The sequence below is a fragment of the Pseudomonas sp. AOB-7 genome, assembly GCF_003696305.1.
In the GTDB taxonomy this organism is placed as follows: domain Bacteria; phylum Pseudomonadota; class Gammaproteobacteria; order Pseudomonadales; family Pseudomonadaceae; genus Aquipseudomonas.
Genome location: NZ_RFFK01000003.1, coordinates 37598 through 61585 on the forward strand (window position 1 = coordinate 37598; position 23988 = coordinate 61585).

24 protein-coding genes are annotated in these 23988 nt (G+C 64.6%); all 24 read left to right on the forward strand.

All coding sequences use genetic code 11. The features are described from left to right. The first annotated feature begins 277 nt into the window (after positions 1-277). The 24 genes from EA796_RS06790 (at position 278) to EA796_RS06900 (ending at position 23957) form a co-directional block, all read left to right on the forward strand. Positions 278-622 carry a phage holin family protein gene (locus EA796_RS06790; RefSeq protein ID WP_122108056.1) on the forward strand — a complete coding sequence of 115 codons (345 nt, stop codon included), beginning with the start codon at positions 278-280 and terminating at the stop codon, positions 620-622. Then, the gene (locus EA796_RS06795) at positions 619-1392 is read left to right on the forward strand and encodes a hypothetical protein (RefSeq protein WP_122108057.1); all 774 of its coding nucleotides are present in this window, start codon (positions 619-621) and stop codon (positions 1390-1392) included. The genes EA796_RS06790 and EA796_RS06795 overlap by 4 nt, the downstream gene beginning before the upstream one ends. Before the next feature lie 130 nt (positions 1393-1522). After that, positions 1523-2050, forward strand: coding sequence for a terminase small subunit (locus EA796_RS06800; RefSeq protein ID WP_122108058.1), 528 nt, complete (start codon positions 1523-1525; stop codon positions 2048-2050). Next, a complete protein-coding gene (locus tag EA796_RS06805; protein WP_371921461.1) occupies positions 1968-3986 on the forward strand; it encodes a phage terminase large subunit family protein in 2019 nt (672 codons plus the stop codon). The genes EA796_RS06800 and EA796_RS06805 overlap by 83 nt, the downstream gene beginning before the upstream one ends. An 8-nt stretch (positions 3987-3994) precedes the next feature. Further along, positions 3995-4210, forward strand: coding sequence for a hypothetical protein (locus EA796_RS06810; RefSeq protein ID WP_122108060.1), 216 nt, complete (start codon positions 3995-3997; stop codon positions 4208-4210). A 2-nt stretch (positions 4211-4212) separates the two neighbouring features. Beyond that, the gene (locus EA796_RS06815) at positions 4213-5826 is read left to right on the forward strand and encodes a phage portal protein (RefSeq protein ID WP_122108061.1); all 1614 of its coding nucleotides are present in this window, start codon (positions 4213-4215) and stop codon (positions 5824-5826) included. Between the two features lie 45 nt (positions 5827-5871). Further along, the gene (locus EA796_RS06820; protein WP_256679183.1) at positions 5872-7053 is read left to right on the forward strand and encodes a S49 family peptidase; all 1182 of its coding nucleotides are present in this window, start codon (positions 5872-5874) and stop codon (positions 7051-7053) included. Between the two features lie 12 nt (positions 7054-7065). Next, the gene (locus EA796_RS06825; protein ID WP_122108063.1) at positions 7066-7416 is read left to right on the forward strand and encodes a head decoration protein; all 351 of its coding nucleotides are present in this window, start codon (positions 7066-7068) and stop codon (positions 7414-7416) included. Between the two features lie 15 nt (positions 7417-7431). Beyond that, positions 7432-8454: a major capsid protein gene (locus tag EA796_RS06830; protein WP_122108064.1), complete on the forward strand. Its 1023-nt coding sequence runs from the start codon at positions 7432-7434 to the stop codon at positions 8452-8454. Position 8455: 1 nt separating this feature from the next. Continuing rightward, positions 8456-8665 carry a hypothetical protein gene (locus tag EA796_RS06835; protein ID WP_122108065.1) on the forward strand — a complete coding sequence of 70 codons (210 nt, stop codon included), beginning with the start codon at positions 8456-8458 and terminating at the stop codon, positions 8663-8665. Next, on the forward strand, positions 8665-8973 hold the full coding sequence (locus EA796_RS06840; protein WP_122108066.1) for a hypothetical protein: 309 nt from the start codon (positions 8665-8667) through the stop codon (positions 8971-8973). Before EA796_RS06835 ends, EA796_RS06840 begins: the two co-directional genes overlap by 1 nt. Position 8974: 1 nt before the next feature. Continuing rightward, positions 8975-9421, forward strand: coding sequence for a hypothetical protein (locus EA796_RS06845; RefSeq protein WP_122108067.1), 447 nt, complete (start codon positions 8975-8977; stop codon positions 9419-9421). 10 nt (positions 9422-9431) lie between these two features. Beyond that, positions 9432-9623 (forward strand): glycogen branching protein, encoded by a 192-nt coding sequence (locus EA796_RS06850; RefSeq protein ID WP_122108068.1) that lies wholly within the window; start codon positions 9432-9434, stop codon positions 9621-9623. A gap of 37 nt (positions 9624-9660) precedes the next feature. Next, positions 9661-10413 (forward strand): hypothetical protein, encoded by a 753-nt coding sequence (locus EA796_RS06855; RefSeq protein WP_122108069.1) that lies wholly within the window; start codon positions 9661-9663, stop codon positions 10411-10413. A gap of 78 nt (positions 10414-10491) precedes the next feature. Beyond that, positions 10492-10848 (forward strand): superinfection immunity protein, encoded by a 357-nt coding sequence (locus tag EA796_RS06860; protein WP_122108070.1) that lies wholly within the window; start codon positions 10492-10494, stop codon positions 10846-10848. Positions 10849-11051: 203 nt separating this feature from the next. Beyond that, positions 11052-11855, forward strand: a complete 804-nt coding sequence (locus EA796_RS06865; RefSeq protein WP_122108071.1) for a DUF6694 family lipoprotein — start codon at positions 11052-11054, stop codon at positions 11853-11855. 56 nt (positions 11856-11911) lie between these two features. Next, on the forward strand, positions 11912-15337 hold the full coding sequence (locus tag EA796_RS06870; RefSeq protein ID WP_122108072.1) for a phage tail length tape measure family protein: 3426 nt from the start codon (positions 11912-11914) through the stop codon (positions 15335-15337). Beyond that, positions 15337-15753, forward strand: coding sequence for a hypothetical protein (locus EA796_RS06875; RefSeq protein WP_256679184.1), 417 nt, complete (start codon positions 15337-15339; stop codon positions 15751-15753). Before EA796_RS06870 ends, EA796_RS06875 begins: the two co-directional genes overlap by 1 nt. 76 nt (positions 15754-15829) lie before the next feature. Next, positions 15830-16564, forward strand: a complete 735-nt coding sequence (locus EA796_RS23060; protein WP_147459037.1) for a hypothetical protein — start codon at positions 15830-15832, stop codon at positions 16562-16564. A 65-nt stretch (positions 16565-16629) separates the two neighbouring features. Further along, positions 16630-20208: a hypothetical protein gene (locus EA796_RS06880; RefSeq protein WP_122108073.1), complete on the forward strand. Its 3579-nt coding sequence runs from the start codon at positions 16630-16632 to the stop codon at positions 20206-20208. Further along, positions 20208-21176 (forward strand): hypothetical protein, encoded by a 969-nt coding sequence (locus EA796_RS06885; RefSeq protein WP_122108074.1) that lies wholly within the window; start codon positions 20208-20210, stop codon positions 21174-21176. The genes EA796_RS06880 and EA796_RS06885 overlap by 1 nt, the downstream gene beginning before the upstream one ends. Continuing rightward, positions 21176-21964 (forward strand): hypothetical protein, encoded by a 789-nt coding sequence (locus tag EA796_RS06890; RefSeq protein ID WP_122108075.1) that lies wholly within the window; start codon positions 21176-21178, stop codon positions 21962-21964. Before EA796_RS06885 ends, EA796_RS06890 begins: the two co-directional genes overlap by 1 nt. Beyond that, positions 21964-23721, forward strand: a complete 1758-nt coding sequence (locus EA796_RS06895) for a hypothetical protein (RefSeq protein WP_122108076.1) — start codon at positions 21964-21966, stop codon at positions 23719-23721. Before EA796_RS06890 ends, EA796_RS06895 begins: the two co-directional genes overlap by 1 nt. Further along, positions 23721-23957: a hypothetical protein gene (locus EA796_RS06900; RefSeq protein ID WP_122108077.1), complete on the forward strand. Its 237-nt coding sequence runs from the start codon at positions 23721-23723 to the stop codon at positions 23955-23957. Before EA796_RS06895 ends, EA796_RS06900 begins: the two co-directional genes overlap by 1 nt. The last annotated feature ends 31 nt before the right edge of the window (positions 23958-23988 follow it).

Genomic DNA, 23988 nt, shown 5'->3' on the forward strand with positions numbered 1-23988 from the left:
TGTAGCCAGTGACGGTATATGGCCGCTTTTTTCCGGTGCGTGGCCGCTGATTGCAGGGGTGGCAGGGCGTCCCGCTTGCTGCCACCGGATTGGAGGGGTATAAATCCGTCATCTTCGAAGAAGTGCGCTTAGGCGGCTTCTCAGCAAACCCGGCCACCGCGCCGGGTTTTTTGTTTATGGCGCTCCGGTGGTCCCGGCGCCTTGCGCAGGGATGCGCTACCCATTCGAGCCTCGGCGGTTGCCGGGGCTTTTTGTTTCTGGCTGGCGAGGTGCGGTGATGACTCAGGAGCAACAGCAGGCGCTGGCCGAGCTGCCGATTTGGGTGGTGGTGGTTATCGCCGTCGTCGCCGGGTTCAGTGGCGAGATGTGGCGGGCCGACAAGGCTGGGCTGCGCGGCTGGGACTTGGTGTATCGCGTGGCGCTCCGGGCTGGCGCCTCGGTGGTGTTCGGGCTGAGCACGCTGCTGCTGATCTGGGCGGCAGGCGCGCATGTGCTGGTGGCTGCGGCCATCGGCTTTGTGGTGGCCACCATGGGCGCCGACGTGGCTAGTGGGCTGTACGAGCGCTGGCTGGCGAAGCGGGCCGGGGTGTGTGAGGTTCCGCCGCGCGAGGTTGGCGAGTGAAGGGCAGCATCCACGCCCGTGACCTGGACGATGCACTGGCGGCCCTGCAGAAGCTGGGCCGCGGGCTCGCGCCTCGGGCGCTGGCGGATGCGCTGAACCATACGGCGAACCAGGCGCGCATCGCACTGCGGGCTGAGATGGAAAGCGTGTTCAGCCCGAAGCCGACGCCCTGGGTGCTCAACTCGATCCGCATCTTGCACGCCAAGCCATCGGCTGACCCTGAAGCGGCGGTGTGGGTGCAGGATCAGGGCGCGGGCAAGAATCCGTTCAGCGCCGAGGATTACCTGCTGCCGCAGGTCGATGGCGGCGAGCGGATCACGAGGCAGTCGGAGAAGTACCTGCGCGAGTCGGGGATTCTGCCGGCTGGTCGCTTCGTCGTACCGGCCGAGGGCGCCAGGCTGGATGCCTACGGGAATATCCAGAAAGGGCACATGACGCAGATCCTCTCGGGCCTGAAGGCGATGAAGCTGTCGGGCTCGGACAACGCGGCGACCGATAGCCGGCGCTCACTTCGCAAGGGGCACGCGCAGGCGTTCTTCGTGATGAAGCGCGGCAAGACGCCCATCGGCATCGCCGAGCGCCGGGGTAAGAACCTGGTGATGGTGCTCGCCTTCGTCCGCCAGCCGCAGTACCGCGAGCGCTTCAAGTTTCACGACGTGGTGCGGCGGGTTGCCGAGAACGACGCGCAGCTGGAAGCCAACATCGACAAGGCCATCGCCGATGCGTTGGCGGGGCGGCTGCCCAGTCAGCCGGCTGGCCGGCGGCGCTGAGGGGCACTGGCGTGCCTCAGGCCAGCGCGGGTCCTCCCGGCGGTCGGGAGGGGGGTACGGGTAATTCGAGCCACGTTTTCTCTCTAGCTGGAATTTGGCTGGGGATGTCCGTCTTTTCAAAGGGTTAGGTATGGGCAGGCAGGTTTCCAAGGCCGACCTGGCCGAGATTGTTGGCCGTGATGAGCGAACCCTCAGCCGCTGGCAACGGGAAGGTATGCCGGTGCTCGAGATCGGCCTGGGCCGCGGCAACGAAAACCAGTACGACACCGAGGACGTGATCGGCTGGCTGGTTCAGGTAGCTGCGCTCAACGGCAAGAAGGAGTCGGTGCGCGACCGGCTCGACCGCATCAAGGGCGACCGCGAAGAGCTGGCCCTGGCGAAAGACCTGGAAGAGGTGGTGGTGCTCGGCGATCTGCTGGAGCGCTTCGAGTCGATGATCACCGTCGCCAAGGTCGAACTGCTCAACACCTACACCGAGAACCTGGCAGCCGACCTCTCGGCCCGCTACGGGATCGACGTTGATATCCAGCTGATTCGCGAGCCGCTGGAGACCATCCTGAATGAGCTAGCGAACTATGACCTGGATGACGACGACCCGTCAGACGGGGATTCTGACGAACCGGACGATTCGGAGGCAGCTGAAGAAGACGGCGACTAAGGCGCTCAAGCGCATCAATCGCAAGTGGGCGCCGCCGCCGCGGATGTCCATCATCGAATGGGCTAAGAAGTACCGATACCTCTCGCCGGTCGAGGCTGCGCGCCCTGGCAAGTACCGATTCGATATCACGCCCCACTTGATCTGGCCAGGCGGACCGCTCGAAGCCATTGATGATCCCGCGGTGCATGAGGTGGTCGGCATCAAGTCTGCGCAGGTGGCTTGGACGTCCGGTGTGCTGGGCAACGCCATCGCGAAGTGGATCGACATCGATCCGTCACCGATCCTCGTGCTGTTCCCGAAGGCTGAAGCCGTCAAGCAGTACGTTGGTGAGAAGCTGGAGCCGATGATCGAGGCGACGCCTCGGCTCCGTAAGCGGGTCGATATGCGCAGCCGCCGGCTGCAGCAGCGTCAGGACTTCAAGAAATTTTCGGGCGGGTTCCTGAAGATGGTCGGCTCCAACAGCCCGGCCAGTGTGAAGTCGACGCCGGTATCGCGTGTTGGCGTGGAAGAGCCCGATGACTGCAACCTGAACCTGCGGGGGCAGGGGGACAGCATCAAGCTGGCCAAGGAACGTATGAAGACGTTCCGGCGCAGCAAGCTGATCATCGGCGGCACGCCAACCCTCAAGGGGCTCTCGGCAATCGAAGCCGAGATGGAGCTATCCGATAAGCGCCTGGGCATGGTGCCTTGCCATGAATGTGGCGAAGAGCATGCGTTGAGCTTCGATCACCTGCACTGCGCCGACGACCCTGACTTCCACCACGAAATCTACGGGCACAAGCGCCCCGAGCTGACTTACTACGCTTGCCCGCATTGCGGTTGCAGCTGGGACGACAACCAGAAGAACGCCAACCTGAAGCATGGCCGCTGGGTCGCGACAGCCGAGTTTCGTGGGGTGGCTGGCTACGTGCTGAACGAGCTTTATGCCACGTTCTACGGGTCGCGCTTCCAAGTGCTGATGGAGAAGAAGCTGCAGGCCGAGTACGCCGCCGAGCGCGGCAACATCGGCCCGATGATCGCTTTCACCAACAGCCAGAAGGGCGAAAGCTACGAGTACAAGAGCGACGCGCCAAAGACGGACGAACTGGCGAAGCGCTCCGAGGCCTATGCCGAACTGACTGCGCCGAAGGGCGTGCTGCTGGTCACGGCTGGCGTCGACGTGCAGGGCGACCGACTAGCGGTGACCATCGTTGGCTATGGTCGCGGCGAGGAATCCTGGCGGCTCTACTGGGGCGAGCTGCCGGGCAACCCCATCGATCCGAACGACCCGGTCTGGACTGAGCTGGACAAGCTGCTCGCTACACCGATCCCATCGGAGTACGGCTGCCAGTTGGCCGTTGCCGGCGTGAGCATCGACAGCTCGGACGGCAACACCAACGACGCGGTTTACACCTACGTCCGCAATCGGTCGCACGTGAACATCATGGCGATCAAGGGCGCCTCGGTGGACAGCCTCGATAAGGAGATCTACTCCAAGCCGCCGCAGTCCGTTGACACCAACCAGGCGAACACCAAGGCCGCCAAGTACGGCTTGCGTGTGCACATCGTCGGCACCCACAAGGCGAAGACGCTGATCGATGCGCGCCTGCGCTTGCCCGGCGCCGGTCCCGGCCGCATGCACTGGTACGCCGAGATCCGCCCGGACTACTTCGAGCAACTGACCAACGAAGTGCTGGCACCGCACCCGCGTAGCCCCAGCAAGATGGTCTGGCAGAGGAAAGCCGGCCGGCGCAACGAAGCGCTGGACTGCGAGGTGTACTCACTGCACGCCGCTCGCAGCCTGAAAACCCACCTGCTCCGAGATGCCGAATGGGATCAGATCGAGCAGCAATTGATGCAGCCGACGCTGTTCTCCAGCGCCGAGCAACCCGTTAACGCCACGCCTCGCCGTGCCAAGCCACGTGGCCGAGGAACGCGCAGCCGCGCTGGCCATTGAGGTGACCCATGACCGAAGCACAGCAGCGCCTGGCGGATTGCCGGGCGGCGATCCGTTCCATCCTCGAAAAGGGGCAGCGCGTGCGCAAAGGCGACCGCGAAGTGCAGCGCGCTGAATTGGCCAGCCTTCGGGTGCTTGAGGGGCAACTGGCCGCCGAGGTAGCTGCCGAAACCGCTCGGTTGGGCGGGCGTGGTCGTAGTCGCCTGACCTACCCGAGGATCTAACCATGGGCTTGTTCCGTAAGAAGCCTGAAGAGCTGCTGATGCAGGAGGCCATTCGCCTGGCCCGTGCTACGGTCGAGCTGCCGAAGATCGCTGTTCAGGGTGGCGGCGGCGGGGTCGAAACACGTTGGCGGGGCGCCTCGCGCATTCTGCGCAGCATGGCCAGCTGGATACCTGGCCTTTCCAGTCCGCGGCGTTCGCTACCGGCCAATGAGCGGGCGATGTTGGTCGCCCGCTCGCGGGATGCGCTGCGCAATCACCTGATCGCGCGTGCCGCCATCATGCGGTGTCGCACCAACATCGTTGGCACCGGCCTTGTGTGTCGTGCGCAGGTGGATTACCAGGCGCTTGGCATCAGCGAGGCGGAAGCCGAGCAACTGAATGGGCAGCTCGACCGCATCTGGTCGCTGTATGCCGATGACCCTCGCGAGTGCGACGCCGAGGCCGCGCTGAACCACTACCAGCTTCAAGCGCTGGTGCTGGTTTCCGCCCTGGTTGGCGGTGACGTGTTCGTGGCCAGCCCCGACGAGGAGCGGCCCGGCTGCTTGTTCAGCACGCGGCTGCAGCTAATCGAGTCGGAGCGGGTGTGCAATCCGAACCTGCATCCTGATACCGCCAACCTGGTGGATGGAGTGGAGTTCGGTGGGCTGGGGGATGCCATTCGTTACCACGTTTGTTCGGGCTACCCGGGCGAGTATGACGTGGGCGGGGCGATGACCTGGGAAAGTCTGGAAGCTGTTGGAGCCCAGACCGGCCGGCGCCGGGTGCTGCATGTAATGGCGGACAAGGATCGCCCGATGCAGAAGCGCGGCGCGCCTTACCTGGCCGCTGTGCTGGAGCCCCTGCAGAAGCTCGAACGCTACAGCAGCGCCGAACTGATGGCCGCCGTTATCTCCGCGATGTTCACCGTGTTCATCGAGAAGAGCGGCGACTTCGACGAAGGCAAGATGAGCATGGCTGCCCTTGCCGGGAGCGATGAGGGCTACAGCACCGATGATGCCGGCGGTGAGGATATCGCGCTGGGCGAGGGTGCCATTGTCGATCTGGGCAAGGGCGAAAAGGCGAGCATCGCCAACCCCGCGCGCCCCAACGCGCAGTTCGATCCGTTCTTCGTGGCGGTGGTCAAGGAAATCGGCGCGGCTCTGGAGCTGCCTTTCGAGGAGTTGCTGCTGCACTACAACAGCAGCTACAGCGCCGCGCGCGCCGCGATGTTGCAAGCCTGGCGCTTCTACATCCTGCGGCGCTGGTGGCTGACATGCGACTTCTGCCAGCCAAGCCGTGAGCTGATCATCGACGAAGCGGTGGCGCGGGGGATGATCAGCCTCCCTGGCTACAACGATCCAGCCAAGCGAAAGGCGTACTGCCAGGCGCTCTGGATCGGCCCGGCCCGTGGCGCAATCGACGAGCTCAAGGAAGCCAAGGCGGCCCGTGAGCGGATCGAGGGCGGGCTCAGCAACGAAACCCTGGAAACCGCCGCGATGACCGGCGAGCCCTGGCAAATGGTGTTTGCCCAGCGGCGCCGGGAGGTGGAGCAACGGCGCGTTGCTCGCATGCCCTACGACACCAAGAGCGGCACACCGGAGCCAACCAAGGCCCCGGCGAACCCCGACGAGGAATAACCCATGTCCCGAGCTTTTGAGCTGGCCGCTTCGCGGCCCTGGCTGATGCTGCCTGACGCCCTGGACGGGCTGATGGCCATCGCTGATCGGCAAGGCGACCCGGAGGCGCTGGAGGCGCGGCTGGGTCGCCAACTGGAAAACACTCGTGCCGTCACAGTGCGCGACGGCGTGGCTGTCATTCCGGTGGTCGGCCCGATCATGCGCTACGCGAACCTGTTTACCCGTATCAGCGGGGCGACCAGTACGCAGGAACTGGCCACAGACTTCCAGGCTGCGCTGGACGACCCCAAGGTCAAGGCCATCGTCTTCAACGTCGACAGCCCAGGCGGCGAGGCCAACGGCATCAACGAGCTGTCCGACATGATCCACGCCGCCCGTGGCAAGAAGCCGATCAAGGCGTATGGCGGCGGCAGCGTGGCCAGCGGTGCCTACTGGGTGGCCTCAGCGGCCGATGAGCTGGTGATTGATGACACCGCGCTGCTGGGCAGCATCGGCGTTGTGGTCGAGGTGCTCACCCGCGAAGCCCGAGAAGGCGAGAAGCGCTGGACGATCACCAGCCGCAACGCCCCCAACAAGCGGCCGGACATCTCTACCGAAGAGGGCCGGGCCGAAATCTCCAAAAGCATCGACGCCCTTGGTGATGTGTTCGTCGCCAAGGTCGCTCGCAATCTCGGCGTCGATGCCGAATCGGTCCCCGCCATGGGCGACCACGGCGGCCTGCTGGTCGGTGCCGCTGCCGTCAAGGCGGGCCTGGCGCATCGACTGGGCTCGCTGGAAACCCTGATCGCCGAACTGGCCGGCACTGCCAGCAACACCACGAGGAAACTCAGCATGACCATTGTGAAATCCACAGCGGAGCTGCAGCAGGCACTGGCGGCCGGCGCCGATCCGCAGACCATCCAGATCGCGGCGGGCGAACAGGTCGATACCGCGGCTATCAAGGCCGACGCCGCCAAGGCCGAGCGCGAGCGCATCAACGGCATCAATGCACTGGCGGTGAAGGGCTTCGAGGCAGAGATCAGTGCGGCCATCGAGGATGGCTCCAGCGTCGAGGCCACCGCTCTGGTGCTGTTCAAGGCCGCTCAGGATCGCGGCATCAGCATCGACGGCATCAAGTCCGACGCCCAGGGCGTCAAGACTACCGCCACCAAACCGGCCGACGAGAAAGCCCTGGCCGAACATCAATCCGCTGTCGCCGCGATTGTCGCCGGCGCCAACGCCCGCTGATAGGAGGTCGCCATGCCGAACCCCACTCGTTCCACCTACACGCCGGATCACCTGATCGCGGGCGACTTCCCCCAGGTCAAGGAGTCCGGCGTCATCGCCGCCGGCCAACAGCTGGCGCGTGGCGCCGTGCTCGGCAAGGTCACTGCCGACGGCCAGTACAAGCTCTCGCTGGCTGCCGCGGCAGACGGTTCTGAAGTACCCGTTGTGGTGCTCGATGCTGACATCGACACCACCGGCGGCGCCGCTCCGGGTCCGCTGCTGCTCACCGGCGAAGTGCTTGGCTCCGGGCTGACCCTCGGTGCGGGCCATACCGTTGCGTCGGTGAAAGCCGCGCTGCGCCTCCTTTCCCTGTTCGTCCGCTGATAGGAGCCGACACTGATGGATATTTTCGAAACCCGCACCATGCTCGACGCCGTCGAGCAGATGAAGCCGGCGCGCCGCTTCCTGATGGACACCTTCTTCCGTGCCGGGCGTACCTTCCCGACCAAGACGGTGGACATCGACATCGTCAAGGGCAAGCGCAAGATGGCGCCGTTCGTTCACCCGCGCCTTCCTGGTAGCAACAGCACGCGCGAAGGCTACCGCAGTGACAACTACACCCCGCCGTACATTCAGCCGAAGCTGGAAACCGATGCCGAGCTGATCCTGAAGCGCTCCCCCGGCGAAAACCCGTTCGCCAGCCAGCCGCCGGCGATGCGTGCGGCCGCGCAGCTCGGCAAGGATCTGGCAGAGCTGGATGAAGAAATCGTGCGGCGCGAAGAGTGGATGTGCGCCCAGGCGCTTACCACCGGCCAGATCCGCGTAGTGGGTGAGGGCGTAGACGACACCATCGACTTCCTGATGGCATCCGATCACAAGATCACCCTCACGACCGAGAAATGGGATGCTACCGGCTCCAATCCTATCGGCCACCTGCGCGCCTGGAAGCGTAAGGTCGCCAAGGACTCGGGTCGTACCGCCAATGTGGCGGTCATGAGCGCCGAGGCCGTCGATGCCTTCCAGGCCAACGAAATGGTTATGAAGATGCTCAACACCCGTCGTGTTGACCTCGGCATGATCAAGCCTGAAGAACTCCCGGACGGAGTTACTTACCTGGGTTACCTGAACGATCCGGGCATCGATCTCTATGCCTACGACGAGTGGTTCCTGGATGCGGAGAGCGTCGAGCAGCCGATGATCAGCGCTGGCGGCATCATTCTCGGTTCTACCGCCACCCGCAACGGCGTGCTGTATGGCGCCATTCAGGATGTGGAAGCGATCGAGACCGGCTTGATCGAAGCGCGCCGCTTCCCGAAATCCTGGGTGACCAAGGAGCCGAGCGCCCGCTGGCTGAAGCTGCAATCCGCGCCGCTGGCTGCCCTGCTGGAGCCCGACGCCTTCATCTTCGCGAAGGTGGTGTGACATGGCCAAGCAAGCAAAGTACGTTGTGGTTGACGGGTGCATTCAGGAAGGCAAGGAGGTCTTTGTGAAGGGGCAGCCCTATGCGCCGTTGTCAGCCGAATGGGCAGCGGCGCTGGTTAAGGCCGGCACCATTGCTGCCGCTGACAGCGAGGCTGGCAAGGCCGCAGCTGCCTCCTACAAGGCGCCCGAGCAAACCCCGGGCGCTGAGTAATGAGCGGCTTCCCTGACCTTGTCGCCGACCTCGACGACATGGTGATGAACAGCCTCAGCGATGGCACCGCCACCTACCTGGACCGCAACGGCCAGGTGCTAGCGCTCGATGTGCCGGTGATCGTCGAGCAGAACGTGGAGCGCTTCAGCGAGCACGGTGCCGACCGGGTTCGCACGCACGAGGTGCAGAAGCGCCACCTGCAGCCCTTCGACCGCCAAGGCGCTTTCGTCATGGACGGCAAGACCTGGCACATCGACGGCATCGAGCGCGATGACGGCCACATGATCACCCTCTACGTGGTGCCCTGATATGCCTCAACCCATCGACATGCAGTCGGCGATCTTCGCCGAGCTGCTGGCCCTGCTCGCCTCGGTGCCGGAGTTCGGCGCCGAGGTGAGCGAGGACGACGCCCTGCGCGTGATCGACGCCGAGGACGACACCCTGCCTGAGAGCCTGATCGTGCTGCAGGCTGGCACAACCGAGGAGGTCGAGCGACAAGGCGGTCCCGGCAGCGTGCGCGAGCGGGTAACCATCAACATCACCCTGATGACCAAGCAGCGCAAATACGGCCCCGCCCTGCGGGCCGGGCGGCTTGGCGTCAAGGCGGCCCTGGCCGGGCAGAAGCTCGGTCTGGTGCAGCAGGGCGTACAGCTCGCCGCCTTCCAACCCGAAACCCCCATGCCGCCCCGCAGTGGACGGCGCTGGGCCGCGCAGGTGATGCCGGTACAGATCACCTACGTGCAGCCCCTCAAGTGAGGAACCCCGCATGAGCAAGGTCAAGATCAACGTGGCCAAGCCCTTCAACTTCCAGAAGGGCGGCCAAGTGCAACACATCAAGAAGGGCGAGCAGGAAGTGACGGCCGACGTTGCCGAGCACGCCAAGGCGCGTGGCTACCTGGTTGGCAGCAAGAAGTCGGCCGCGACGGCGCCCGATGCCGAGCAGCCCGCCGCCCAGTAATCGCCGCGCCAACCCTATCGTCTGACAGGAGAGTCCCATGGCTCAGATCGACCGTTCGTTTATCGGCGAAGGCATTCCCTATGCTCGCGCCTACCAGTCGCAGGACCCGCTGATCGATATCGGCAACTGCGACACCTTCAACATCAGCTTCACCACCGACCGCCAGACCCTGCGTAATTTCCGCGGCGGTGGCGGCAACCGCAACGTGCGCGAGCAGGTTACCGACGTTACCTCGACCATCGGCCTCTACGACCTGACCGCTACCAACCTGGCCCGGGTAACTCGCTCCACCATCAACGCCGTGGCTGCGGGGCAGGTCACTGCCGAGCCCCGTGCCTGTGCCGGCGTTGAGGGCGAGTTGATTCCGTTCAAGCATCTGCCGGATCTGGCCCAGCCAGTAACCGTAGTGACGGCCGCCGATACTGCGCTCGCCGCCGGCACCGACTACTTGCTGACGCCACACGGCATCATCGTCACGGCCGGCAGCGCCATCGATGACACCGGGGTGAAGGTCACCTACAACAAGTTGAAAGCCAGCGCAGTGCAGATGCTCAACGGCAGCCAGGTGGAACTGGAGATCTTCATCGCCGGCCTGAACGACGCGCAGAGCGGCGAGCCGTACAGCCTGCACCTGAAGCGCGTGAAGTTCGGCCTGCTCAGCGAGCTGCCGGTGTTTGGCCAGGAATACCTTCGCCTGGAAGGCCCGGCCGAGCTGCTGGCCGATCCGCTGGTCACCGCCACCGACCTGTCCAAGTTCTGCGAGATGAACCTGGTGGATAAGGCGGCTTGACCGGAGGCCTTGGTTCCCGATTATGGCCAGGTGATGTTAGATTTCGCCTGGTCATCCTAGGATTCAAGGGGCAGGGCAGTGGAGGCTTTACTCATAATCGGCTTTGGTCTGGTGATTTACTTCACTCCCTGGATCATCGCGGCTGGCCGCTCCCACCCCAATACGGTTGCAATTTTTGTTCTGAACCTTTTTCTGGGCTGGAGCGGTATCGGCTGGATCGCCGCGCTGATCTGGTCGTTCACCACCCCGGCCAAGCCGGTAATTGTTGCCGCGCCTGCGCCTGTTCCGGCGCCCTCGCCGCAGCCGATCGAGGCACCATCGGTTGACCCAGTTGCTGTGCGGCTGAGCCAGTTGGAACGGCTGGCCAAGCTTAAAGCTGAGGGTGCCTTGACCGATCAAGAGTATGAGCAACAGAAACGCCAGTTGCTTAGTTAGTGGTGTGCTTTATCGAATGACTTAAACCCGCTTCGGCGGGTTTTATATTGTCTGGAAAACTGAATCGCCCGGCTTTCCTAGACACTCTCCAGGCTATACCCAGCCGCTAAGCCAACGCATAGCCGGTACCCAACCAGGTGCTGGGTTTCGGTGCTGGCGTTGTGATGTTAGATTCCCTACAAAGTCTAGGTGGGAGGGAAGCCATGAAGCTGCGTCTGTGGGTGATGTGTACCGCTGCTGCAATTCTTGTAGGATGTGGTGAACCGAAATTGGATGGCACCAGCGAGCAAGCCATGAAGCAATCTGTTGAGAAGATTTCTTCCAAGCTGGAGCCAGGAAAGCAGGCCGAGTTCAAGGAAGCGCTGCAAGTCGTAGCATTCAGCCAGATGGACCTCGGCGCGCTTATGAAAGGTGAGCAAACACCTGATGGCGTGGCCGGGAAAATGTTTAGCGAGCTTGATGGCAAAACTGCGGATGAGGTGATCGCCAAGGCTGCTTCCATCAAGGCCGAGCGAGCTGCTCGCGAGAAAGAGCAGGCCCTAAAGGAGATCGCTGAGCTTGAATCGCGCGCGGTAAAGGCTGAAGAAGCCAAGGCGCAGTTGGCAAAATTCGAGGTAAGTCGATCTCGCTTTTACTTGCGCGAGCGCGAGTATTCCTATGGCAAAGAGCCAATCATCGAGCTAACCGTGCGGAACGGGACAGAACACCCGATATCGCGCGCTTACTTCAAAGGCACCATTTCCTCGCCAGGCCGCTCAATCCCCTGGCTCGTCGAGGACTTCAACTACACCATCGCCGGTGGTCTTGAGCCAGGTGAGGCTCAAGAGTGGGCGCTGGCTCCGAATATGTTCAGCGATTGGGGGAAGGTGGACGCGCCTGAAGACGCGTTGTTCACCGTAGAAGTGGTGAAGCTGGATGGTCCCGATAGCAAGGCGTTGTTTGATGCTAGTGGTCTGTCCGAGAGTCAGGCAGCCAGGCTCGAGAAATTGAAAGCCCAGTATCAGTAAGTACAACGTTAACTACAAACCCGCTTCGGCGGGTTTTTTATTGCCCGGAGAAAAGCATGGCCAGTTTGAAAGAGCGCCTGATCCAGTTCGTACTGCGCGGCAAGGACGAACTGTCGCCCGCCGCGAATCAATCTGAGGAGGCATTGACCAGCCTCAAGGATGCGAGTGAGCAGCTCGGCCAGGCGCTGGACAATGCCAAGGATGCCCAGGGGTTGGCCAAGGGCCTGGGGCAGACCAAGCGTGCCGTCGAGCTGGCCCAGCGCAACCTGGAGCAGGCCGAGAAGCAAGTCACCGATCTGCGCGATGCGCTGAGCGCCTCGCCTGAAGCGGCGGGCCTGCAGCAGTCGCTGAGGGACGCCGAGCGCGAAGCCGGCCGCAGCCGCCGGCAGTTGAACGCGCTGACGCAGCAGCTGGCCGACGCCGAGAAGGCGGCAAAGTCTGCAGGTGTGAACACTGACAGCCTGGGCGACGAGCAGCAGCGCCTGGCCGGGGAGGTGGACAAGGCACGCAAGGCGCTGGACGAGAACAACGCCAAGCTGAAAGAAGCGCAGCGCGAGCAGGCCAAGGCCGCGCGCAGTGCCGCTGAACATGCCGACAGCCAGGAAGGACTGGGCGAGATGTTGGCGAGCGGTGCCAAGAAGGCCGGCGCCTTCGTGGCCGCGTATCTGTCGGTGAATGCGGCTATCGGCCTTGTGCAGGGTGGCCTGCGCTTGCTCGCTCAGGGCATCCGCGCTGTTGCGCTGGAGGGCTCCGACAAGCAGCAGGCGCTGGGCCAGCTCGAGGCGACCCTGGCTTCGACAGGGCGCCAAGCCGAGTTCACTTCGCAGCAGCTGCTGGACATGGCCGATGCCATGGAAGCCAGCTCGATGCTCACCGCCGAGCAGGTGCAGTCGGCGCAGGCTCGCCTGCTGTCTTACACCGATGTGGCGGCTACCGAATTCCCGCGGGCGCTGCAGATCATCATCGATCAGCAGCAGCGGCTCGGAATCAGCGTCGAGCAGTCCGCCGAGATTGTCGGCCGTGCCTTGCAATCGCCTTCGCAGGCGATGGCTGCACTGGGTCGGCAGGGCTTCAAGCTGGAGGATGACCAGAAGCGCCTGCTGAAACAGCTGGAGGCCACCGGCAGAACCGCCGAAGCCCAGGCCATCATCATGGACATGCTGGCCGAGGCCTATGGCGGCTCGGCAGCGGCGGCGCGGATGAACACCGCTGCCGGTCTTTGGAAAGGGCTCGGGGATCGCATAGGCGATTTCGTCAGCCGGGTGGCCAACTCCGGTGCGTTCGAGTTCATGCAGCGCAAGTTGCTGGAGCTGAGCGACTACCTGGACGAGATGGCCAACGATGGTCGGCTCGATGCGCTGGCCGAGGCGCTGAGCACGGCATTCATCGACGCGGCCGAGCGTGTCGAAGCGTTTGGCAAGAAGCTGCTCGCCGTCGATTTCAGCACGTTGGCGGACGATGCCAGCCGCTGGCTGGATGACTTCGGCGAGAAACTCGATACTGCCGGACGATGGATAGCGCTGCTCACTGCGCCGTTCCGTGTGCTGGTCAACGCGGTTACCGGCGGGATCTCGGCCATCGGCGTGGCCTTTACCGGCCTGGTTTCTGCCTCGTTGAGTGGTATGGCTCTGTTGGCCAAGGCGCTGCCCGATGCATTTGGTGGGTCGGAGATCGTGGCTCGTCTCGAAGGTGCCCGTGACAAGGCGCTGGGCATCATGCGCGGGCTGGCAGGCCAGGTGCGGCAAGACGGCCGCGACATCGTCGATACCTGGAACAGCGTGGCCGGGGCGGCTGAGGGCAGCGCCGAGCGCCAGGTGGCGGCAGCCAAGAAGGCCGCGGCAGAAAGCCGGCAGGCCATGCAGCAGACTGGCAACGATATCGCCGCGCACTTCCGGCAGAACATCGCCACCCTCGAGGGGGCGCTAGCAGCGATCAATTTTGCCGAGACCACTGCAGAGCTGGAGGAGGTTCGCGAAGGGCTGCGCAACTCGAAGCTGACGACCGAAGAGCTTGGCCAGGCCATCGAGGCGTTGAACCAGCGACGCGGGTTTGTATCCGTTGGCGAGGATGTGAAGCGCACCATCACCGAGCTTGAGCGTCTGCGCGCTGAGCAAGTGCGCCTGCAGGAGGCGTACAAGGCCGGCGACATCACCCTGCAGCAGTGGCAGGACGGCCACAACGAAGCGGCTGAATCCATCCGCAGGCTGGAGGGGGAGAGCGCCAAGGCAAGTGGCAGCGCGAAAGCGCTCGGTGCATCGCTGAAAACCCTCACTGACGTACAGCGCGCCATCGGCGATGCCAAGACAGATCGCGACATCGCCGCCATCCGTACGGCACTGCAGGGGCTGTACAACACCGGCCAGGTGACGGCCGGCGAGTACAACGCCGAGCTGGCCAAGCTCAACGCCCGCCAGAAGGAACTGACCCAGGCACTGCAAGGCAGCAAGAAAGCCCAGGACGACAAGAACAAGGTCGACCGCGAGGCCATTGTCACCAGCGAGCAGCTGCGCCGCGAGAGCGGCAAGCGCATGGAGGCGGAACGGCAGGCCGGCGACGAAGCCATGCAGCGCCGCCGCAAGGAATCCAGCGACGCCCAGCGCGACCTGTCCGCCATGGAAGGCTTCTTCGGCGGCGTGGTCAGCCGTGCCCGCGAGGGCGCTGCCGGGCTGAGCCGCGCCGCGCTGGAGGCCTTCGACCGCCTGCGCGGTATCGGCAGCGCCGCGCCGAGCATCGACACCAGCAGCTTGGCAGACACCCAGCGCAGCCTGGAGCAGGTGAGCCAGGCGCTGGGGAACCTCCGTGCCGACCTGGCTCGCCCGATGATGAGCAGCCTGGGGCGCTGGGCGGCCGAGACGCAGGCCGCCAGCCTGCAGACCCAGCAGGCGTTCCTCGGGCAGAAGGCCGCGCTGCAGAGCCTGATGCAGGACTACGAGCGCGGGGCGATCAGCGCCCAGCGATTCGTGCAGCGGGCCAGCAGCATGAAGCGGGCCATGAGCCTGCTCGACGGCTCCGACCTCAGCAGTCTGGAGTCGGCCATCGCCTCGGCAAACCAGCGCATGCAGCAGATGAACGACTCGACGCGCACCACGCTGGAGAGCCTGCAGGATGAGTTGGACGGGCTGCAGGGCCGCACCGAGGACATCGAGCGGCGCCGCTTCGCTGCCCGCCAGCGCGAGCTGCAGGCGCAGCTGGCCGAAGCTCAGGCCGGTGGCGACAGCCAGGCCGTGGCCAACGCCAGCCGCGCGCTCGGCATGCTGCGGCAGATCGAGGCCGAGGCCGCCCAGCAGCGGCAGGCCGAGGAACAGAAGAAACGCATGGAAGCCCAGCAGGCCAAGCCGGCCGAGCCGCAGGCGCAGGCCCCGAGCAAGGTCATCCGCCTGGAGGTGCCGGGGCGGGCGGCTGTGGACGTGGCCGTGGGCAGTGACACCGATGAAACCAACCTGCTCGGCATTCTCGAGCAGGCCGGCTTGAGGACGCTGTAATGCAGTTGACCCTGGACGCAATCGACCTGGCGGACAATCCCGCCCTGGGCGGCGAGCAGATGGAGTGGGTAGACGAATGGGACTGGAACGCCGTCGAGCAGGAGCAGGAACGCAGCCTCACCGGCGCGCTGATCGTGCAGGAGGGCGCCAAGCTGTACGGGCGCCCAATCACCCTCAGCAGCAACGGTGGCGCCTGGTTCACCCTGGCCAGGGTGCGCGAGCTGGAAGCGCTGGCCAGCGTGCCTGGCGCCGTGCACCTGCTCACCCTGCCCACCGGCGCCCAGCACTATGTGACCTGGAATCGCGTGGCCGGCCCGGCGGTGCAAGCGCGGGCGGTGCATCGCACCGTCAATCCCGACCCCGACTGGCTGCACGAGCTGACCCTACGCCTGGTCACTGTTGCTCCGCCTCAGTGATGATGGCTCTGTAATGGCTTAATGGATTCACTCTGCTAACTTTGAGAGGGCAATACGGAAACCAAGGGAGCTGGCTATGGACAGAGCAGTGCTTTACGTCGCTGCATTATCAGTGCTGATGTCTGGCTGTTCGACATCACCATTAAGTAAGTATCAAACGCCATATGGGGTGCGCAATCCTATCATTGAAGGGCAATTTTCTCCTGCGGCGCAAGGCAGCACCAGTGAGGCTCAAACAATGCTGGGTGATTCCGCCCAGATATGGGTGAATGCATACAGAAGTGTGAAGGCAATGAATGAGGGTGATGCTGGCTATAATGGAGCTGTTTATAAGTACGTCGATACCGGAGTGACTTACTCAAAGTTGTTGTGCTCCAGCTACTTTGATCGTTTGGATTTCTCGCATGCACATAGGAATTTTGCACAGAAAGAGCTTGGTTTGCTTGGAGGTTTAAGCAGTGCTTTGATGGGGCTGGCCGGCGCTAGCTCAGGGGCTATTGCTGCCACCGGTTCTACTTTTGGCTTTGGTGGGGCCTCTTTTGATGCATATAACGAAGCTTTCCTGTTTGGCGTTGATATCAGGAAGTTGCAGCTTCTGGTTAAGGAGCGCCAAAGCCAGAAGGAAAGCGATATTTTTGGTCGGTTAAACGCTGTGGGTAAAACATATCCAGAATCGATAGATACACTTGCTCAGGCGCAAAGGGCATTGGATGATTATGTGTTTCACTGCACACAGTCGGGGATAATGGAGCTTGTTAATGATTCGGTGGGAAGGCGAGCTGACGAAATAAGGGAAGAGAATACCCAGTAGCTGCTCCAATAAAATTGACAGAGCCCCGCCCATGCGGGGCTTTTTTATGCCCGGAGAAAAGAGACGTGACGATCAGCAAAGACGATGTAAAGCTGCTCAAGTCCCAACGCCTGACCGACGAGGCCGACGGTGGTGGCCGCGCCACCGGCATCGCCGTGGTCGATGGCGAGGTGAACAACCTGTTTCCCGACATCAGCCGCCTTGACCGTACCACCGGCCGCATCAACCTGCGCAAGGTGTTCGCCGGCGTGATGACGCAGAACAACGACGCCTACCTGGGCGCCCATGGCATCGTCACCCAGGCACCGGCCGACCCGCGCGTCAGCGTGCTGCTGTTTAACACCGGCAGCCAGACCGACGTGCGCGCCAATGCGCGCGATGCCATCGAGAGCTACGTGGCCGCCGCCACCGCGGCGCCGTTCGAGCTGCTCGGCACCCAGCTGGCCGGCCAGCGCGCCATCGCCTGCGTGCAGCGCGAGGAGCAGCGCATCCCCGAGGTGGGCGAGGTATTCCAGCTGGCGGGCATCAACGGCGCCCAGTATGTGCGCCTGACCGAGGTGGACGCCCGCCTGGAAACCTTCACCTACGACTACGGCGGCGGCAACTTCATCAACTTCACCCGCCGCCGGCTGGACATGAAGATCAGCGCGCCGCTGCAGGTACTGTTCCCGGGCGGCCAGGTCACCCCGGCCGGCACCACGTCCACCAGCTTGGACGGCCAGGCGCGCGCCCGGGTGCTGAGCACCCAGGTGGCGGACGCCGCGCGCTACTACGGCATCAGCCCGCTGGCCGAAGCTGTAAGTGCTGGCGCGCTCAACCTGCGCGTCGAAAGCGTGTATTCCCAACTGGTGCCGAGCACCACGAAAGAGACCGCCCTGGTCGACCTACTCGGCGGCTACCAGCGGCAGATCTATGTCCCGGCCGGGCCGCAGCGCTCGGTAAACCTCACCGTCGCCGCGGGTGCGGTGGCGGGCGAGTCGCGAACCTTCCTGGGTACCGGCTGTGCGCCTGGCACGCTGAGCATCACCGTCAACAGCGGCACTTACGCCGACGACAGCAAGGGCGGTCTGCGCTATGTGAGCGGCAGCAACTGGCTCAGCTCCGGGCGCATCGACTACCAGACCGGCGAGATCACCCTGGTTCGCACCGGTACCAGCTTCACCGGCTCGGCCACCGGCAGTTACCGGCCTGGCGCCGCGGCCACCGGCGACACCATCACCGGCGAGCTGGAAATCACCCTGGGCAACCGCGGCTATGTCTACACCCTGAACCTGGCCGGCGCCGTGCCGCGGGCCGGCACGCTGTCCGTCGCCTACATGGCGCTGGGCAAATGGTACGAACTGCGCGACCCCGGCGACGGGCTGCTGGTGGGCGAGGGCGCTGGCACCATTGCCTTCGCGACCGGCTCGGTGTCGCTGACCCTCAACGCGCTGCCGGATGTGGGCAGTTCGCTGGTGTACAGCTACGTCAGCTCGGCCGACAACGCCATCACCCAGCGCGCCGGCGGCAGCGTGGTGCCTCAGCTGCGGGTGCGTTACACCCTGCCCGAGGGCGGGGCGGTGCCAGGCACCTTCTCGGCCACCTACACCGCCGGCACCGTGCGCACGCTGACCGACGACGGCCAGGGCAACCTGAGCGGCACCGGCGGCAGTGGCACTATCGCCTACGCCTCGGGCGAGGTGAACATGTTGCTCGCCGCCACCCCGGCCAGCGGCATCGCCTACAGCTGGCAGCAGGGCGCCGTCGACAGCGCGACGCAGAGCGTGAGCAGCGACGGCAGCGGCATGACGACGTTCACCATCCCGGGTGCGCCGCTCAAGCCGGGCAGTGTGCGGGTGAGCTGGATGACCACCCGCCGCCAGGCCGCGCCCGCCATCAACTGGCAGGTGATCGAGACCGGCAACGCGCTACCGGTGTATGACGGCTACCGCGACCTGGCCAACGTGGCGAACGACAACGGCGCCGGTGGTTGGCAGGGCGGCCGGGCCGGCAGCATCAACTACACCACCGGCGAGGTGGTGCTGCAGGTGGCAGCGCTGTACGACTACACCGAGTACACCTACAGCAACCGCTCTACGGGTAGCGGCTTCCTTCGCAAGACCGAGCCGGTGCTGGTCACCACCGTGGTGCAGCTGCGCGAGGCCTTTGGCGGCACCCTCACCCACTCGGCCCAGGCCGACAGCGTGAGCACCGACCCGCAGAGTGCCAGCCAGGCCCAGCCGCCGATCACCGTCGAGCTGCTGCCGGGCATTGCCGAGCCAATCGTGCCCGGCTCGCTGCTGTTCTCGTGGAATGGCGGGCTGTACACCGACCGCTCGGGCATCCTCTACCGCGATATCGCCAGCAACACCAACGGCGGCACCGCGGTGGGCACGGTGAACTATGCCGACCGTACCGCGACGCTGAGCAGCTACGCGGGCAACGCCTCGGGCACCGTGGCGCTGCTGGCCTGCCTGACGACGGCGGTAGGTTTCAGCGTAACCGCTGCGACCTTCCGCACCCCCGGCGCGCCCCTGCGCGCCGGCAGTATGCAGGTGACGGTGGTGCGGGCCGATACGGCCGAGATCGTCACGGCCGCGGCGGATCTCAATGGCGAGTTCGATACCGGCATCGTGCGCGGCACGGTGGACGCCACAACCGGCATCGCCCGGCTGACGTTCACCACCGACCCGGCCGACGACACTGGCAATAGCGACGTGCCGGTGATCCCGCTGCTGCTGCGCTACAACGCCGTGGTGCAGACGCGCCTGCCGCTCGATGCCGGCCTGCTCGGGCTGGACCCGGTGCGCCTGCCGGCCGATGGCCGGGTACCGATCTACAGCGAGGGCTATGTGCTGGTGATCCACCACACGGCCGAAACGCCGGTGGCCTCGCCGGACCCAGGCGGCACCGTGACGCTGGCCCGCCAGCAGCAAGCGGCCATCGAGGTGGTGGATGGCAACGGAGTGGTGCTGCGCGCGGCCTCCTACAGCGCCGACCGTGACGCCGGCACCGTGACCTGGGCCAACCCGCTGGTGCTGCAGGACGAGGAAGGCAACCCGCTCTCCACGCCGCTGCTGATTCGCGACCGGGTGGAGCACATGACGCTGTGCACCGAGGTGCAGATTACCGGCGAGCTGGGCATTGGCTCGCCGCTGCCGTGGGATCTGCCTGCCGGTGAAGCGCAGGTCTCCAGTGCAGTGGCCTGGGGCGACCTGCAGTCGCGCATCCACACCTGGTTCACCCAGCAGACCTGGAGCAGCGGCGCGCCGAACTGGACGGATTCGCCCATCGGCAACACCACCACCGCGCAATACAACAGCCTGAGCTACCCGCCAATCATCACCAACGGCGGCGCCATCGACGGCAAGTGGGCGCTGGTGTTCACCAGCTCCGGCGCGTTCAACGTGGTGGAGGAGAAGCTGGGGGTGATCGCCACCGGCAATACCACGGGCGACTGCTCGCCGATCAACGCCCTGACCGGCCAGCCGTATTTCACCATCCGTTGGGAAGGGTGGGGTGGCGGCTGGGCGGCCGGCAACGCTGTGCGCTTCAACACCGATTCGGCCCTGGGCCCGATGTGGGTGATTCGCACGGTGATCAGCGGGCAGGGCACGGTGGATGACGACGAGTTCTATCTACAGATCAGGGGGGATGCGGACTGATGCCAACTGTCTATCATCGCGATCAGCCCGGCGCGCCGGTGCCCACTTACTTTACTTCTCAGAACCATAACGCCCAGTTCCAAGCGTTTAAGGTAGTGGTGAAGGGCTGCTTGGTGAGTGGTTATACGGGTAAGCCCGCGGCCGGGTGGGAGCTAATTGCCGAGGGGACAAATTATCTGGTGTTGCGCAATGGCTCGCACACCGGGTTCGTCTGCTTCACCTGGGTTACCGGCGGGGTGGTGCGGATTTATCTGGCGGAGACCTACACCGGGATGTCCGGCGATGTGATGACCGGAGACGGTTTGAAGTCGGGGTTGTCCGTCGATAATGCTAACCCTCACATGTTTCCCCTTGGGTTCTTTGCATTCAGCGATGCGCTCACTGGCTGGGTGATCATCGCGGACGAGAGGACGTTTATCCTGGCATCTGCCAGCACCAATAACGCGCCGGGTTCTCTCGATAATGGCCTGGCAAATGCGAATGTGAGGACCATCTACATAGGTGAGGACTCGGCTGGAACTTTTGTTGCTTGTGGCGGTGACCTAACCGGGTCCACCTCGTCCTACGTCCCCGGCTTCGGGGACTGTGGATTTACTACGCTGAAGAATCCACAGACGGGGTTGTTGGTAGGGAGCGGCAGCATCGCTGTCTATACCCCTGGCCTGCCTGATTTATCGTTCAATCCTGTCGCTCCCAACGTCCCTATTGCTGAGGTCTCGCTATCCAGAGCGCCTTGGTTGCTAGCGGCCTTCCACGCGGGCTATCTGCGGGGCATTGCCCTCTGCCCCCAGTTGGTGTTCTACACCTACGCCAGGATTGTGGGCCGAGCAATGGGGCTGACGTTCGATCTCAGCTGCCGGACGTTGAACACTCCCATCCCTTTGGGCGACGCCTACAGCTACTTCGTACGTGTGACGAACTGGCAGCAAGCATTCTTTTTCCTGACGGATAACCCGGATTTTTGGTGATGGCGACTTTCTTTCCGGCTTACAACACATACCCCCTGCGCCCAGCGACTGCGCCGCGCATCACTGTGAGCTTCCGCCTGCTTCGGGAGGGTGAGGTAACTACCGGGCCCAAGTTCCTGCGCTTCTACCGCGGCTGGGCCAATATCCAGCAGCCGGAGATCGTGTTCTGGGCCGAAGCCGGTGACGGCGAGTTCACGCAAAGCTACAGCCTGAGTCTGGCGACGATGCTGGCCCAGGGTGAATGGTTGGCCTGCGCCGTGGATGATGCAGTGCCCCGGAAGACGCGCGCGGTGTACATGACGCTGAGCGAGTCGGGCACATTTACCTACAACATCACGACGGGCGAGGGCGGAGGAGATGTGGGTAGCCCCGCCACCATGGATGCAGTGGTGAAGGTCGAGGGCGACCTGGCTGAGCGCGAGGTGGTGGTGATCGAGCGCCCGTTGAATGGTCAATGGCGCCTGGCTGGTTACGGGCCGACGCCTGCCGGCAATGGTGTGATCGACGTGCGCGTGACAGACGGAAGCCTCTACGCGGTTGCGGTCGATGATTGGGGCGCGGTGTTTACGCCGAACCTGGCGGTGCTAGCCGGGCAGGTCATCAGACCTACCCAGTACAGCGGGTGGCTCTACCGTGTTGTAGAAGCCGGCACCCTGCCAGGCATCGAGCCCGAGTGGTGGGCGGCTGAGGGCGAGAATCCTTCCCGCCCGCTGGGCACTGCCCGTGCGGTCGCCGTGCGCTACTTCCGCCCCCTGGCCCATGGGCCGATCCCTGTCGAGGTCTCTTAATGCTGAGCATCATCGTCGGTGGTGGCTGGGGCCGTGCGGCCCCGGCAGACCGCCAGGGCGAGGCCGTGCCTTGGAATGGCCTGCGGCCTCTGTCGCTGTCGCGCTGCGCGGTCTGGCAGCAGGGGCGGGTGCTGGATCGCGCCGCCGCCGATGTGGGCTGGTCTGCGGTGCCGCTGCGTGACCTGTCGCGCGGCGCGCCTTGGTTGCCTGCCCAGGCGCTGGATCGGCACCCAGGTGCCATGCCCTGGAGCTGGGTGCCTGCCCGGGACCTGGCCCTGGCTGCCGGCTGGGATCGGTCGATCCGTCCGGCCGAGCTGCGGCTGCGGCTGATCTATAACCCAGAACCGGCGCTCAAGGACGTGCGCCTGGGTTTCGGCCACCGCCGCTCGAATGAGTTCGGTCCGCGCTTCGATGCCGCCACCGCACTGCAGGCCAGCCTGTATGTGCCCGGCACCGGGCCGTTGACTTTCACCCTGGGCGGCCGGCCGTACTTCCCGAACACCTCACCGCAGGTATTCTTCGATTTTCGCCAGGTGCCGGCGACGGGAGGCATCCAGCCGACCGACACGGCGCGCACGAGCCTGCGCTGGCAGGACGCCCGCCGGCTCAACCTGCGCCACCGCCTGCCCTGGGGGCGGGCGCGGGTGCTCGATGGGCCGCTGACTGGCATCGAGTACATCGACTACCCCGGCCCGGTCAAACCGCTGCCCGAGCCGCCGCCCGTTCCCGAGATACTGGATACCTACATGATCGCCAACACCGTCAACTTGGTGGCGCTGCCCTCGCGCACGCCCATCGAGGCGAAGAACGTGCGCATCTCCCTGGATGCGGACTCGTTCAGCTGGGCCTTCAGCGCCGACATCTTCACCCGCGCGGCGCTTGAGCTGGTGAAGCCGGATGCCGACGGCGCCGGCGAGCTGGAGCTGGATATCAACGGCTGGACATGGGTGCTGCTCGTCGAGCGCTACAGCCGTCAGCAGCGCTTCCCGGCCGAGGCCTACACCATCACCGGCGCCACGCGCGGCCAGCTGCTGGCCGCGCCCTATGCGCCCTTGCGCAGTGCGCTCAACGCGGCGCCGATCAACGCCGCCCAGGCCGCCGAGGCGGAGCTGCTGAACACCGGCTTTACCCTGACCTGGCAGGCCACCGACTGGCCGTTCCCGGCCGGCGCGCTGAGCTACCAGAGCCAGACGGCCATCCAGGTGATCGCCCGGCTGGCCGATACGGTGGGCGCCGTGGTGCTGCCTGCTCGCGACAGCGACCACCTGGACGTGCTGCCGCGCTACCCGGTGCCGCCGTGGGAGTGGGACCAGGTCGACGCGCCGATCACGCGCATCATCCCGCCGGCGATGATGACCGACTTGGGCGGCGAGTGGACGCCGCAGCCAGCCTGGAACGCCTGCTACACAAGCGGCACCTCGGTCGGCTGCTCGATGCTCGTGCGCCGCGCCGGCACTGCAGGCGATAACCCGACGCCGGACGTGTTCGACGACTGGCTGACTGACCAGCCCGCCAACCTGGCCCGCGGCACGCATGAGCTGAGCAAGGGCGGCAACATTGAGATCGTCAGCCTTACCATCCCGCTGTTCCCGGTCAGCGATGACCACGGCGTGGGGCTGATCCTCCCGGCGCACCTGTACCAGGTACCCGAGGAGTCCGGCGCCTGGGTTGGCCTGTGCCTCGGCGTGGATATCAGCGCCGAGGGCACCGGGGCCGTGCGGGTGAAACAGCAGATCAAACTGGAGCGGCACCACTGATGGCGACAATCAACCCCTGGCGCCGCTTTATCGGCCTACTGCCCGGCGGCGTGCGCACGGTAGCCATTGTGCGCAGCATCAACACCTCGGCCGGCACCAGCGAGGTGGAACTGCGCAGCGGGACCCGCGTAACCGTGCGCGGCGTCGACATCGCCGTGAACAGCAAGGCCTATATTGCGGACGGCCTGATTACCGGGCCGGCTCCGGCTCTGCCGCATTTTGATGTGGATGTGTAGCGCGTTCGAGCAGCTCTGAGCGCCAGATCCG

Bases quoted from the DNA above. Each gene is read 5' to 3' on its own strand.
- EA796_RS06790 (WP_122108056.1), top strand. From the start codon at position 278: ATGACTCAGGAGCAACAGCAGGCGCTGGCCGAGCTGCCGATTTGGGTG.
- EA796_RS06800 (WP_122108058.1), top strand. From the start codon at position 1,523: ATGGGCAGGCAGGTTTCCAAGGCCGACCTGGCCGAGATTGTTGGCCGT.
- EA796_RS06805 (WP_371921461.1), top strand. From the start codon at position 1,968: ATGACCTGGATGACGACGACCCGTCAGACGGGGATTCTGACGAACCGG.
- EA796_RS06810 (WP_122108060.1), top strand. From the start codon at position 3,995: ATGACCGAAGCACAGCAGCGCCTGGCGGATTGCCGGGCGGCGATCCGT.
- EA796_RS06815 (WP_122108061.1), top strand. From the start codon at position 4,213: ATGGGCTTGTTCCGTAAGAAGCCTGAAGAGCTGCTGATGCAGGAGGCC.
- EA796_RS06820 (WP_256679183.1), top strand. From the start codon at position 5,872: ATGCTGCCTGACGCCCTGGACGGGCTGATGGCCATCGCTGATCGGCAA.
- EA796_RS06825 (WP_122108063.1), top strand. From the start codon at position 7,066: ATGCCGAACCCCACTCGTTCCACCTACACGCCGGATCACCTGATCGCG.
- EA796_RS06830 (WP_122108064.1), top strand. From the start codon at position 7,432: ATGGATATTTTCGAAACCCGCACCATGCTCGACGCCGTCGAGCAGATG.
- EA796_RS06835 (WP_122108065.1), top strand. From the start codon at position 8,456: ATGGCCAAGCAAGCAAAGTACGTTGTGGTTGACGGGTGCATTCAGGAA.
- EA796_RS06840 (WP_122108066.1), top strand. From the start codon at position 8,665: ATGAGCGGCTTCCCTGACCTTGTCGCCGACCTCGACGACATGGTGATG.
- EA796_RS06845 (WP_122108067.1), top strand. From the start codon at position 8,975: ATGCCTCAACCCATCGACATGCAGTCGGCGATCTTCGCCGAGCTGCTG.
- EA796_RS06850 (WP_122108068.1), top strand. From the start codon at position 9,432: ATGAGCAAGGTCAAGATCAACGTGGCCAAGCCCTTCAACTTCCAGAAG.
- EA796_RS06855 (WP_122108069.1), top strand. From the start codon at position 9,661: ATGGCTCAGATCGACCGTTCGTTTATCGGCGAAGGCATTCCCTATGCT.
- EA796_RS06865 (WP_122108071.1), top strand. From the start codon at position 11,052: ATGAAGCTGCGTCTGTGGGTGATGTGTACCGCTGCTGCAATTCTTGTA.
- EA796_RS06870 (WP_122108072.1), top strand. From the start codon at position 11,912: ATGGCCAGTTTGAAAGAGCGCCTGATCCAGTTCGTACTGCGCGGCAAG.
- EA796_RS06875 (WP_256679184.1), top strand. From the start codon at position 15,337: ATGCAGTTGACCCTGGACGCAATCGACCTGGCGGACAATCCCGCCCTG.
- EA796_RS23060 (WP_147459037.1), top strand. From the start codon at position 15,830: ATGGACAGAGCAGTGCTTTACGTCGCTGCATTATCAGTGCTGATGTCT.
- EA796_RS06885 (WP_122108074.1), top strand. From the start codon at position 20,208: ATGCCAACTGTCTATCATCGCGATCAGCCCGGCGCGCCGGTGCCCACT.
- EA796_RS06890 (WP_122108075.1), top strand. From the start codon at position 21,176: ATGGCGACTTTCTTTCCGGCTTACAACACATACCCCCTGCGCCCAGCG.
- EA796_RS06895 (WP_122108076.1), top strand. From the start codon at position 21,964: ATGCTGAGCATCATCGTCGGTGGTGGCTGGGGCCGTGCGGCCCCGGCA.
- EA796_RS06900 (WP_122108077.1), top strand. From the start codon at position 23,721: ATGGCGACAATCAACCCCTGGCGCCGCTTTATCGGCCTACTGCCCGGC.